This is a genomic window from Roseivirga sp., from assembly GCF_034669765.1.
GTDB lineage: Bacteria > Bacteroidota > Bacteroidia > Cytophagales > Cyclobacteriaceae > Roseivirga.
This window is the reverse complement of the sequence record NZ_JAXMOQ010000013.1, coordinates 18,621-31,606: the sequence shown is the minus strand read 5'-3', so window position 1 is coordinate 31,606 and position 12,986 is coordinate 18,621. Positions and strand designations below refer to the sequence as shown.

Annotated in this window: 12 protein-coding genes and 1 tRNA gene; 7 read left to right on the top strand and 6 right to left on the bottom strand. The window is 39.4% G+C overall.

The window, feature by feature from the left end; all coding sequences use genetic code 11:
- Positions 1-257: 257 nt before the first annotated feature.
- The 4 genes from VOI17_RS17895 to VOI17_RS17880 all read right to left on the bottom strand — a co-directional run bounded on the left by VOI17_RS17895 (position 258) and on the right by VOI17_RS17880 (position 4,730).
- Positions 258-1,526: an adenylosuccinate synthase gene (locus VOI17_RS17895; protein ID WP_323758591.1), complete on the bottom strand. Its 1,269-nt coding sequence runs from the start codon at positions 1,524-1,526 to the stop codon at positions 258-260.
- Between the two features lies 1 nt (position 1,527).
- Positions 1,528-1,875: an STAS domain-containing protein gene (locus VOI17_RS17890; RefSeq protein WP_323758590.1), complete on the bottom strand. Its 348-nt coding sequence runs from the start codon at positions 1,873-1,875 to the stop codon at positions 1,528-1,530.
- Between the two features lie 12 nt (positions 1,876-1,887).
- A complete protein-coding gene (locus tag VOI17_RS17885; RefSeq protein ID WP_323758589.1) occupies positions 1,888-2,346 on the bottom strand; it encodes a transcriptional repressor in 459 nt (152 codons plus the stop codon).
- 164 nt (positions 2,347-2,510) lie between these two features.
- On the bottom strand, positions 2,511-4,730 hold the full coding sequence (locus VOI17_RS17880) for a bifunctional (p)ppGpp synthetase/guanosine-3',5'-bis(diphosphate) 3'-pyrophosphohydrolase (protein ID WP_323758588.1): 2,220 nt from the start codon (positions 4,728-4,730) through the stop codon (positions 2,511-2,513).
- A 114-nt stretch (positions 4,731-4,844) separates the two neighbouring features.
- Between VOI17_RS17880 and VOI17_RS17875 the strand changes: the two genes are divergently transcribed.
- From VOI17_RS17875 to clpX, 4 genes are all read left to right on the top strand, one after another.
- A tRNA-Leu gene (locus VOI17_RS17875) sits at positions 4,845-4,926 on the top strand.
- 63 nt (positions 4,927-4,989) lie between these two features.
- Positions 4,990-6,321: a trigger factor gene (gene tig, locus VOI17_RS17870; RefSeq protein WP_323758587.1), complete on the top strand. Its 1,332-nt coding sequence runs from the start codon at positions 4,990-4,992 to the stop codon at positions 6,319-6,321.
- Positions 6,322-6,408: 87 nt separating this feature from the next.
- Positions 6,409-7,083 (top strand): ClpP family protease, encoded by a 675-nt coding sequence (locus VOI17_RS17865; protein ID WP_053225082.1) that lies wholly within the window; start codon positions 6,409-6,411, stop codon positions 7,081-7,083.
- Between the two features lie 4 nt (positions 7,084-7,087).
- Positions 7,088-8,317 (top strand): ATP-dependent Clp protease ATP-binding subunit ClpX, encoded by a 1,230-nt coding sequence (gene clpX / locus VOI17_RS17860; RefSeq protein WP_323758586.1) that lies wholly within the window; start codon positions 7,088-7,090, stop codon positions 8,315-8,317.
- A gap of 95 nt (positions 8,318-8,412) precedes the next feature.
- On the opposite strand, the gene VOI17_RS17855 is transcribed toward clpX, so the two are convergent.
- Positions 8,413-8,832, bottom strand: a complete 420-nt coding sequence (locus VOI17_RS17855) for a 6-carboxytetrahydropterin synthase (protein ID WP_323758585.1) — start codon at positions 8,830-8,832, stop codon at positions 8,413-8,415.
- Positions 8,833-8,905: 73 nt separating this feature from the next.
- On the opposite strand from VOI17_RS17855, the gene rfaD reads away from it, so the two are divergent.
- On the top strand, positions 8,906-9,871 hold the full coding sequence (gene rfaD / locus VOI17_RS17850) for an ADP-glyceromanno-heptose 6-epimerase (protein ID WP_323758584.1): 966 nt from the start codon (positions 8,906-8,908) through the stop codon (positions 9,869-9,871).
- An 84-nt stretch (positions 9,872-9,955) separates the two neighbouring features.
- Here the strand turns inward: rfaD and VOI17_RS17845 are convergent, their stop codons facing one another.
- Positions 9,956-10,936, bottom strand: a complete 981-nt coding sequence (locus tag VOI17_RS17845; RefSeq protein WP_323758583.1) for a hypothetical protein — start codon at positions 10,934-10,936, stop codon at positions 9,956-9,958.
- Between the two features lie 190 nt (positions 10,937-11,126).
- Between VOI17_RS17845 and VOI17_RS17840 the strand changes: the two genes are divergently transcribed.
- On the top strand, positions 11,127-12,365 hold the full coding sequence (locus VOI17_RS17840) for a M20/M25/M40 family metallo-hydrolase (protein ID WP_323758582.1): 1,239 nt from the start codon (positions 11,127-11,129) through the stop codon (positions 12,363-12,365).
- Between the two features lie 114 nt (positions 12,366-12,479).
- Positions 12,480-12,848 carry a hypothetical protein gene (locus VOI17_RS17835; RefSeq protein ID WP_323758581.1) on the top strand — a complete coding sequence of 123 codons (369 nt, stop codon included), beginning with the start codon at positions 12,480-12,482 and terminating at the stop codon, positions 12,846-12,848.
- Positions 12,849-12,986 lie beyond the last annotated feature (138 nt).

The following is a 12,986-nucleotide window of genomic DNA, read 5'->3' as shown; positions in this document are numbered from 1 at the left end:
CTTATTCGCCCCTTTCCTAAATATTACTCACTATTTTTTCAAGTATTTTATAACTCCCTTAATCTCAATTATTAACAACTCGCGATACCTTCCATAACGGAACACTACTACATGCTTCTCCGTACATTAACACGTGTTGAACACAAGAAAACAGAATCGAGAAGGGACATTTCCTCTGCGGGGAAAACTTATCAAAACCACAAACCCCTGCCAGGTCAAAGCCTAACAGGGGTTTATTGTAATTTATAATACGCCTATTAACGCACGATAGTCTCTGTTCTATCTGGACCTAAAGACACAATTGTAATAGGAACACCTGTTTCCTTTTCAATATATTCAATATAAGAAACCAGTTCCGAAGGTAAATTACGATACTCTTTTACATTCCTTACATCCTTAGCCCAGCCTTTAAAGGTTTTGTAAACAGGAGTTATCTCTTCATCCAAAAGCTGGAATGGCATCTCTTCGGTTAACGTCCCATCTGACAGCTTATAGTGAGTACAGACTTTCAGTTCATCTAGAATACTTAACACATCGGCCTTCATCATAAAGAGTTGTGTTACCCCATTGATCATGATGGCATATTTAAGCGCTGGTAAATCTAACCAGCCACACCTTCTCGGACGGCCTGTAGTAGCCCCAAACTCATGACCTTCATCTTGAATTCTCTTTCCAACCTCATCAAACAGTTCAGTCGGGAACGGCCCTCCTCCCACACGAGTACAGTAAGCTTTGAAAATACCAAAGACTTCTCCAATATTCCTTGGCGCAACTCCAAGTCCTGTACAAGCTCCAGCTGTCATTGTATTCGAGCTGGTTACATAAGGATAGCTTCCGAAGTCAATATCAAGCAAGGAGCCTTGCGCTCCTTCAGCCAAAACAGTTTGACTGGAGCGAATACATTCGTTGATAACATATTCACTATTCACTAGATTGAAATCTCTAAGGAAGTTTATCGCTTCAATGAATGGCGCTTCGGCTTCTTCTAGATCATATTCAAAATCATAGTGGCTTAGAATGTTTTGATGCTTCTTTACCAAGTTTCGATACCTTCCATCGAAGTCAGGAGCCACAATATCTCCCACTCGGATTCCATTTCGCGCCACCTTGTCTTGATAAGAAGGTCCAATTCCCTTTAGGGTTGAGCCAATTTTATCTTTTCCCTTGGACTGCTCGTAAGCAGCATCCAGAAGTTTGTGCGTTGGTAATATGAGTTGTGTTTTCTTAGAGATAAAGAGGTTCTTCTTGAAATCAATATTGAATTTAGAAAGGCCTTCTATTTCTTTTTTGAAAACGATTGGATCAAGCACCACACCGTTTCCAATTATATTTCTTATCCTTTCACGGAATATACCTGAAGGAATTTGATGCAATACATGCTTATGTCCATCAAACTCAAGTGTGTGCCCAGCATTTGGCCCACCTTGGAATCTGGCGACAACATCGTATTTTGGAGCTAGTACATCAACTACTTTTCCCTTGCCTTCGTCTCCCCATTGCAAGCCTAAGAGTACATCAACCTTCATTCTAGTTTTCTGATTTTAATTTTAATATTGCTTCGGCCACCGTGTTTTCAATATTGAATATGGCGTTAAGCTTCGTAATTATTAATAGCTTTTTCACATGCTCGGAAGGATTTACAATACATACCTCACCGCTCTGATTTCTAAACTTAGTTAGAATTGTGATTAAGACACCGATTCCACTGCTGTTAATATACTTTACTTCGTTAATATCGATTATACAGTATTTTATTCCTTCTCCAATTGCTTGGTCCGCCTCCTTAAGCAAGGCAACACCCACTTCTTCACCAATAAGATTTCCTGTTAATGAAAGTATTAGTGCTTCAGAATCTATTTTTGAACTATAATCCATACCAGTTTCTGTTTAGTTATCGGGCTCTGACTTCTTTTTTGGTTTTGCGAAAAAATACAGTGTATGATGCATGATATCAATCTCAAACATTTCTTCGAGCGTATTCTTAATGTTCTGGATTCTTGGATCACAGAACTCAAGTACTTCGGTTGAATCTAACATTAAGATATGATCGTGTTGCTTAAAGCCGTACGACTTTTCGTATTGTGCCAAGTTCTTACCAAACTGATGCTTACTGACCAAATCACACTCCACCAATAAATCCAATGTATTGTATACGGTCGCTCTAGAGACGCGGTAATTTTTGTTCTTCATTGAAATGTAGAGTGACTCCACATCAAAATGACCTCCTCTGGAATAAATCTCCTCAAGAATTGCGAACCTTTCGGGTGTCTTCCTAAGTGCTTTGTTTTCCAAAAAAGCAGTAAAAATCTTTTTTACTTGTTCAAATACCTCAGGTTTTAACGACATACTTCTCGTGCATCAAAGTGCAAATATATAACTCTAAACTTATTTCACTCATTAGGATTGAATCTATCGGAAATTAACTCCTCTATTATATAATGGAAAAAGAACCCAAACTAAGGCATGAGCTGATTCAACCAAGAAGCCGTCCGTATTGTTCTTAATTGTTCTTATTTTAAATCTTTTGATTCGAAACGAGTCACCTTCACCACTCCATTGATTTTTGCCAGTTTCCGACTCATATCATCCAAGTGCTTTGTATTATTGATGTATAACATGATTTGACCATCGAAGATTCCCGTTTCAGTATCGATGCTGATGGAGCGCATGTTCACTTTAAGCTCACTTGAAATCAAATCTGTTACATCACGCATGAGCCCTACCCTATCTGTACCAATAATTCGAAGGCCAGCCAAAAATGCATTTTGCTGTTCAGACATCCATTTGGCTTTCACTATCCTATTGCCATGATTGGAAAGTAATTCTGGTGCATTTGGACAAGTTGTCCTATGTATTTTTATTCCTTCATTTACGGTTACAAAGCCGAATACATCGTCACCAGGTATGGGGTTACAACATTTGGCAAGCCGATAATCGACCATATCCATGTCTTCACCAATAAGAAGAATGTCTTTCCCTGTGGTTTTCACCTTACTAAAGTCATCACTATAGTCGCTTAACTCCTCCGTTTTGGCGCGTTGTGATTTTGTATTGACTTTAAAGTCTTTGTATTTCTTGATTTCCGATGGGTCGATGATTCCTTTTCCTACTTTATAATAGAAATCAGTGACTGTTTTTTCCTCAAAGAAGGCACGGAGCTGATTTACCACATCTCCATCGAAAGGGATTTTCATTTGTTTGAGCTTGCGCTGAACAATCTCTTTTCCATCAATGGCTGCTTGTTTTTTATATTCCTTTAGGCTGTCTTTAATTTTTGACCTGGCTTTGGATGTCACAACAAACCTGAGCCAATCTTCATTTGGTTTTTGTTTAGAAGATGTGAGTACCTCTATCTGATCTCCATTCTTAAGCTCATAATTTAATGGAACCAGCCTGTTGTTTACTTTAGCACCTAGGCACTTTGCACCAACCTCGGTATGAATATCGAAAGCAAAGTCGAGGGCAGTAGCTCCTACAGGTAAGATCTTCAAGTCTCCTTTTGGGGTGAAGACGAAAACTTCATCGCTAAAAAGGTTCGCTCTGAAGTCATCTACGAACTCAATTGCACTCGTATCGTTCTGCTCAAGCATATCTCGCACCTTCTGAATCCACAGCTCTAAGCCAGACTCGTGTGAAGTGGGGGCACCATCTTTATATTTCCAATGCGCTGCATATCCTTTTTCAGCAATTTCATCCATCCGTTTTGCTCGAATTTGAACTTCAACCCACCTACCAGTTTTACTCATTACCGTGGTATGAAGAGATTCATAACCATTTGCCTTTGGTGTGCTTATCCAATCTCGAAGCCTATCCGGGTTGGGTGTGTAGAAATCTGTCACTATTGAATACACCTGCCAGCAAGCCGCTTTTTCATGATCGCTATCCGTATCTACAATAATTCGAATGGCGAATAGGTCATAGACTTCTTCAAAAGGGATGTTCTGTTTCTTCATTTTACTCCAGATGGAATAAATAGATTTTGGACGTCCTTTAACTTCAAAAGTAACTCCAGTACGATTGAGCTCCTCCTGAATAGGTGCCACAAAGTTTTTGATGAATCTACTCCTGGAAGATTTACTCTCTGCAATTTTAGAAGCGATATCGGCATAGACATCTTCTTCAGTATATTTCAACCAAAGATCTTCGAGTTCAGACTTTATTGCATAAAGTCCCAGTCGGTGGGCAAGTGGTGCATATATATATATGGTCTCAGAAATAATCTTCAGCTGTTTATGCCGAGGCATGCTCCCTAAGGTTCTCATATTATGAAGCCGGTCGGCAAGCTTCACCAAAATTACCCTTACGTCTTCCGAAAGGGTCAGCAGCATTTTTCTAAAATTCTCTGCTTGTTGGGAGCTACCGTGATCAAACACTCCCGAGATTTTTGTGAGGCCATCGATAATCTTGGCTACTTTTGGACCAAAGTCCGCATTAATCTCATCCAGTTCGATTTCCGTGTCCTCTACTACATCGTGAAGCAGTGCTGCTACAATTGATGTTGTGCCTAACCCAATTTCTTCCACGCAAATCTGCGCCACAGCCAATGGATGATATATATAAGGTTCACCCGATTTTCTCCGCATTTCCTTATGCGCTTCGAGCGAAGTATTGAATGCCTTCTTAATCAGTTTGGCATCATCATCCTTTAAAAAAGGCTTTGCTGTACGTAATAGCTTACGATATCTCCTAATAATTTCCTTTCGTTCTTCTTCTGCATCAACCGCTATCATATGTTAAAATTAGCCCGTGTAATTTTCGATCAATAATATTTATAAAAAAAGATTTTTAGCTATTGAATTATTTCTCTTTTAGTGTACCTTTGCAGTCGCATTTAACAATCGCACGCGGATGTGGCGAAATTGGTAGACGCACTAGACTTAGGATCTAGCGCCTTACGGCATGGGGGTTCGAGTCCCTCTATCCGCACAAATAAACCCTCGATCTTCCGATTGGGGGTTTTTTATTCGTACCAACAAAAATTGACAGGTTTTGGATATCACGTTAGACAAAAAAGCTTCAAATGTCGCTTCAATTAAAGTTAATTTAAATGAAGGAGATTACCAATCAAAGGTAGCCGACAAAATTAAAGACTACGGAAAAAAGGCACAGATCAAAGGCTTTAGAGCTGGAAAAGTACCTAAGAGTCTTATCGAAAAGATGTACGGAAAGTCTATCCTAGTAGAAGAAATCAACCATATAGTGGGTCACGCTATTCAGGATTACATTCGTGAGAACGATTTGAAGATTCTTGGCGAACCACTTCCAAATCAAAAACAAATTGAATCAGTAGACTGGGATACTCAGTCAGATTTCGAATTTGAATACAATATTGGATTGGTAGATGAGTTTGCTTTGTCAATTGACAAAAAAGTGAAAGTCACTTCTTATAAGATTACAGCAGACGATAAAGTTCTTAACGAATCAATTGATAACGTGAGAACTCAGTTTGGTAAAATGACCAATCCTGAAGTAAGCGAAGAAGGTGATTTACTTTACGGAACTTTGAAGCAGGAAAATGGTGATATCGAAAACGATACCACTATAGATCCTTCTGATTTCACTAAAGCCAACGCAAAGAAATTTGTAGGGAAGAAATCAGGTGACGAAATCAAAGTTAACCTTAAGAAACTCTTCAAGGATGATGCTCAAGTAGCTTCTCACCTAGGAAAAACTGCTGATGAAGTAGCTGACCTTGATGACGCTTTCGTTTTTGCTGTTAAAAATATCAACAGAAAAGAAACTGCTGAATTAGATCAAGAGCTTTTCGATAAAACATTCGGTCCTGACACTGTTTCTTCAGAAGAAGAGTTTAGACTGAAAGTAAAAGAAACTATCGAAGCCAATTACGCTCGTGAAACTGATGCTTTCTTAAACAAAACTATTCAAGATGAATTAATCAAGGTTGCCAAAATCAACTTGCCAGATGAATTCTTGAAAGAATGGTTGAAAGTAACTGGCGAAGGAAAAGTAACTGACGCAGACATAGAAAACGAGTATGAAATCTATGCCAATCAATTGCGTTGGAACTTGATTTCTAGCCAAATAGCTAAAGAAAACGAGATCAAACCAGAGCATGCTGATATTCAAGAAGCTACTCGCGCGATGATCGCTCAACAATTTGCAGGCTCAGGAATGGGTCAGTTTGCAGAGCAAATGGATTCCTTTGTTGAGCATTACCTTAAAGGTGAAGAAGGTCAGAATTACATGAAGATGGCCGAGCAAGTACAAGAGACTAAAGTGATGGAGTTGATTAAAGATAAAATCGAGATCAAATCTAAAGAAGTCGATGTAGAAAAATTTAAGGACATCGTTCAGAACTAAACGAATAACAACCTTGTTAAAAATTAAAGTCCTTTGAACGAAGGGCTTTTTTTTTAAATTTGTTCTGTTCAATTCTCAAATAAAAACATGATAGATAAAAACGAATTCAGAAAATATGCCATTCACAATCAAGGTGTGAGCGGAACTGCGATTGATGATTATTCTAATTATATCCAGAATATGACCCGATCAGTGATTGAAGAACGCCCAACGAGGTTTGCCGAAATTGACGTGTTTTCAAGATTAATCATGGACAGAATCATCTTTTTAGGCATGGGTGTTGACGACAATATCGCCAATATCATCACTGCTCAATTACTCTTCTTAGAGTCCGTTGATCCTAAAAGGGATGTTTTGATGTACATAAATAGCCCAGGAGGTTCAGTTTATGCTGGTTTAGGTATTTACGATACTATGCATTATGTTGGGCCAGACGTAGCTACGATATGTACTGGTTTGGCTGCCTCTATGGGTGCAGTGCTTTTGGCGGGTGGAGCAGCAAATAAAAGAGCCGCTTTACCTCATTCTAGAATCATGATCCACCAACCAATGAGTGGAATGCAGGGTCAAGCTTCTGACATGGAGATTTCATTGAAACAAACGTTAGAAGTGAAAAAAGACCTTTACAATATTCTTTCTAGTCATTCAGGCCAAACTTACAAGAAGATTGAGCAAGATTCAGACAGAGATTATTGGATGAGAGCTTCAGAAGCTAAAGAGTACGGATTAATTGATGAGGTCTTGATTAGACCTAAAAAATAAGATTATGGCAGAAGTAACCTGTTCTTTTTGTGGGAGAAATAAGAAAGATGTAGACCTGATGATTTCAGGGATTCATGCGCACATTTGTAATCACTGTATTACTCAAGCGAACCAAATTCTTTCCGAGGAACTAAAAACAAAAAATGCTGAAGAATCTGCACCTAGGTTCAACGTAATTAAACCGATGGAGCTGAAGAAGCATCTCGATCAATACGTTGTTGGGCAGGATGAGGCTAAAAAGGTTATTTCTGTAGCGGTTTACAATCACTATAAACGATTGACTCAACAAAAGATTGATAACGATATCGTGATTGAAAAATCAAACATTATTATGGTTGGGGAAACGGGCACAGGTAAAACTTACATTGCCCGAACCCTTGCCAAAATTCTTCAAGTTCCTTTCTGTATAGCCGATGCTACTGTATTAACAGAGGCTGGTTATGTGGGCGAGGATGTAGAAAGTATTCTTACTAGACTACTGCAAGCTGCCGATTACGATGTAGAATCTGCTGAAAGAGGCATTATCTACATAGATGAGATTGACAAAATTGCGAGAAAGTCAGACAACCCATCCATCACCAGAGATGTGAGTGGCGAAGGTGTTCAACAAGCACTTTTAAAGTTATTAGAAGGAACAAATGTTAACGTTCCTCCCCAAGGTGGAAGAAAGCACCCTGACCAGAAAATGATTTCAGTAAATACTGAAAACATACTTTTCATTTGTGGTGGAGCTTTTGACGGTATTCAGAGACATATTGCAAGTCGATTGAATACACAACCACTTGGCTTTATTTCGGCACAAGATGATAAGGACGATTACGACAGAGAAAACCTTCATCAGTACATCAATGCACAAGATTTAAAGAACTTCGGTTTAATTCCAGAATTGATTGGTCGTTTACCCATCGTTACTTTCTTAAATCCATTGACTACTGAGATTCTTAAAGACATTCTAACCACTCCTAAAAACGCACTTACAAAACAGTATGTGAAGTTGTTCGAGATGGAAGAAAAAGAATTGACATTTGAACCTTCGGCCCTAGATTACATTGTGGAAAGAGCACTTGAATATAAATTAGGTGCACGTGGTTTACGCTCAATCTGCGAAGCCATTATGACTGACGCGATGTTTGAGATGCCTTCTGACGCAAAAAACATCAGACTGGACATTGACTTAGAGTACGCCAAAGAAAAGCTGGAGAAATCTAAGTTTAAGAAACTGAAGGTGGCTTAGGAGTCAGGAGTCAGGAGTCAGGAGTCAGGAGTCAGGAGTCAGGAGTCAGGTAAAGCGAACTTTAGCTCTGAAACAAGGTTACTAATTTAGGGGTTTTATTCTCCGAAATATTCTACAAAATTTCTTGGGGTTTCGTATAAGCGTAGGCTGTGCAGTTTTCCTGTGCTGGTGATTTTGGCCACTTCAGGTTCCATAATCTTCCAGATTTCCATTACCAAAATTTCGCAACTGGCCATTTTGCCTTGCATGAAATCTACATCCATGTTCAGGTTCTTGTGATCTAGTTTCTCGATCACTTCTGCCCTAATTACATTTGAAAGCTGCTTTAAGTCCACTACAAAACCAGTTTCAGGATCTGGTTCTCCTTTCACTGTCGTAATCAATTCAAAATTATGCCCGTGCCAATTGGCATTAGCACATGGCCCAAAAACTTCAACGTTTTTTTCTTCCGACCAATTAGGATTGTACAGCTTGTGTGCTGCGTTAAAATGCTCTTTCCTACTGATGTAGATCATACCTTCTCTTCGATTTCGCTGCAAATATAATGGGTATTTGCTTAACTTTGGCAAGCACAAATTTAGATACTTTATGATTGTAGTCACAGGAGCCGCGGGATTTATTGGGAGTTGTCTAGTAAGCAAATTGAATAGCGAGGGTTTCAATCACATCATCGTTGTTGATAAGTTCGACAATGAAGAAAAAAACAAAAACCTCGAAGGTAAACGCATTCTTGAGTCCATCGACAGAGACGACTTCTTCACCTGGCTTGACACTGTTGGCGAAAAAGTAGAATTCATTTTCCACCTAGGCGCCAGAACAGATACCGCTGAGTTTGACAAAGCCTTGTTAAGCAAAATGAATACGGAATACACCAAACAGATTTGGGAGAAATGTATTCAGTATCAAATACCGTTGGTTTATGCTTCTTCTGCCGCGACCTATGGTTTGGGCGAATATGGTTATGATGATAACCAAGAAAACATCCCCAACTTGATTCCGCTTAATCCTTATGGAGAATCAAAAAACGACTTTGATAAATGGGCGATCAAGCAAGAGAAGCAACCTTTCTTCTGGGCAGGTTTGAAGTTCTTTAATGTGTATGGCCCTAATGAATATCACAAAGGAAGAATGGCTTCAGTGATTATGCATGCCTTCAACCAAATTGAGAAAACAAACGCCATGAAACTCTTCAGATCTCACAATCCTGACTTTAAAGATGGTGAGCAAATGAGGGATTTCGTTTATGTGAAAGATGTGGTTGACGTTTGTTATTTCTTGATGCACCACCGAAAAGACTCCGCCATCTATAACTTAGGAAGCGGCAAAGCAAGGACCTTTTTAGACCTAGTAAAAGCTACTTTCAAGGCAATGGACAAGAAAGAAGACATCTCTTTTATTGACACCCCAGCCGACATTCGTGACAAGTATCAATATTTTACTGAAGCCAATATGGCCAAGCTAAAATCGATTGGCTTTACACAAGACTTCACCTCTTTGGAAGCTGGAGTTGAAGATTACGTGAAGAATTATCTGTCTAGCCACGGTTATTATTAACAGTTAGTTATCAGAGTATAGAAATGAAAAAAGGTAGAGCGCAAACTCTACCTTTTCTGTTTTTAAAGTTCTTTAGTTCCTTAATCAACCTCCAATCCACTCGGCAACGAAGAGGTTGGTATCTCTTGTTCCTCCGTTATTTCTGTTAGAAGAGAATACCAAATATTTACCGTCATTGGAGAAAACAGGGAAGGCATCGAAAGTATCGTCTTGCGTGATACGGGTTAAGCCCGTTCCATCAATATTGATCATGTAAAGGTTGAAAGGGAAACCTCGCGTAGCGGTATGGTTTGAAGCGAAAATAATTTTCTCGCCAGAAGAATGAAAGAAAGGTGCCCAGTTGGCCTGCCCTAAATCGGTAAGTTTTCTAAGGTCAGAACCATCAGCATTACAAATGTAAAGCTCCATGTTGGTAGGCATTACCAAACCTTCTTTGAGTAAGTCCTGATAAATCTTAATGTCTTCTTCTGTCTTCGGTCTAGAAGATCTGAAAATCAATTTCTCGCCATCAGGAGAGAAAAAGGCACCGCCATCATAACCCAACTCATTCGTGATTTGCTTTACATCAGAGCCATCAATATTCATCGTGAAAAGCTCCAAATCGCCAGTTCTCATAGAAGTGAAAACGATTCTATCTCCTTTTGGCGATACTGTAGCTTCCGCATCGTAGCCCGGGTTATCGGTAAGCTGAGCAATGATCTCACCATCCATATTGGCTGTGAAAATATCGTAATCAGGATAAATAGGCCAAATGTATTTACCGTCATCGCGAGGCCCAGGAACGGGAGGACAATTCTCATCCCCTAAATGGGTAGAGCCATAAACGAAGGTATTGTCTGGTAGAAAATAAGCACAAGTAGTTCTGCCCATGCCAGTGCTCACCATTTCAGGTTTATTGTTTTTTAAGTCGTCATTACGCCAATCAGTAATAAACATCTGATCACAACTAGCGCCCCATTCTGAAAAATCCGACTGAAATACCAAATACTGGTCATCAAAACTCCAATATGCCTCTGCGTTGTTTCCGCCAAAAGTCAATTGCTTAATGTTCTTAAGGAATTTCATTTCCTCTGGTTTTAACAGAAGTGAATCCAAATTTTCTTGTGACGCTACTTCCGTAGTTTTCTGCTTGGGGGAATTACAGCTAAAAACAACAAACAGCGTTAATAGCAGACAATACTTATTCTTCATTATGATGTCGTAAATTGAAGCTGCGAAGATAAGGATTATTATCTTTGAGCATAAATACTATGACATGAGAAAAATCACCTTTTACATTAGCATCATCTGTTTTATTGGGCTAGGCAGCTGTACTAGCTATACTACCGATAAGGAAATCCGCACGGGTGTAGAAAAAGACGTAGCCTATTTGGCCGATGATAAACTCGAAGGCAGAGCCATTGGAACTCCAGGAGAACAATTGGCAGCCGAATACATAGCCGCAGCTTTTAAAAAGTATGGTCTTGAGCCCAAAGGCACAGACGGTTATATGCAGCCATTCAATGTAAAAAAAGCCACCAGTCCACATGAAGAAGCCGTAATTGGCGATGCCGAAGGTGGCATTACCGGAAGAAACGTAGTTGGATACATTGATAACGGAGCTGAAAACACCGTGGTTATTGGTGCTCATTTTGACCACTTAGGCTATGGCGAAGAAGGTTCTCTTTACCGAGGAGAAAAGGCCATTCACAATGGAGCCGATGATAATGCCAGCGGTACGGCTGCCATGATTCAATTGGCAAGAATTCTTAAGAATAAAGGGAAAGATAAAAACTACCTTTTCATGGCTTTCTCTGGGGAAGAAAATGGGCTTTGGGGTTCGAATTACTTCTCTAAAAACTCAACCATTGATTTAGGCACTGTGGATTATATGATCAACATGGACATGGTGGGTAGAATGAACGATGAAAAAACTCTAGCTATTAATGGCGTTGGTACTAGTCCAGTATGGATGAACAAAATCGAAGCCGCCAACACAGATACTTTAAAGTTAGTGACTTCAGAATCTGGCATTGGCCCATCCGATCACACTTCGTTCTACCTTCAAGATATACCTGTGCTCCATTTCTTTACAGGCCAACATGAAGACTATCACCGTCCTTCGGATGATTCAGACAAAATCAATTACCATGGCATGGTGAAAGTGGTTCGACTTATTGAGCGCCTGGTGTTGTCGCTTGATCAAGAAGAGAAAATCGCCTTTACCAAAACGAAAGATGATTCTGGCGATAGCCCACGATTCACAGTTTCCCTTGGCGTAGTGCCAGATTACTTATACGATGGCCAAGGCATGAGAATAGATGGTGTTTCTGAAGAAAAGCCAGCGCAAAAAGCAGGCATGCAAAAAGGAGATATTGTAATGAAGCTTGGCGATTCTACCATTGTGGATATGATGAGTTATATGAGGGCTCTTGCTGCTTTCCAACTGGGTGATGAAACCAAAGTGGAGTTTAAAAGAGGCGAAGAATTAAAAACGGTGGATATAAAATTCTAAGGTAATTGTCCTTAGTACAGTAGATTATCTAGGTGCTCACGATATGTGAGCACCTATTTTTTTTTGTACTTTAGATAAATAATAACCAGCAATGTATAGTGAGTGATAATTAGAATGGAAGAGGAAAATCAAATACTAAAAATTATTCATCTATCTAGTGACTTTCGAGGTCCTGATAACAATCAATCTATTTATAACTTACTAGAATCAACAGGCTATTTTTCAAATTTCGACCAAATAAGTATAGACGCTATTCAAGCTGGACTTAGAAAGCATCCAAAAGTGATTGAAGAATGGCTTGAATGGTCTGAAAGTAAACGGGGCAATTCGGGTTGGTATTTCAAAAATGATAATGAGAAGTCAGTTGTAGGTTATTATACTGGATCGGAAGACACAAGCTCTTCGATAAATTATTCAGACTTACATGAAGCATGTGCAACATTTATTAAGAATGAAATTGAAGATGTCAGAATGAATGAGTGATGCACTACCCTCAAACAAACCGCTTACCCAAAAACTCTTCAAGCAGGTTTAGTGATCATACTAAATTATACAGTCGCAGCGAGACGCAACGACTAGTGGGGCTGAATCACCAATAATCACAATGACAAGTTCAGCCAG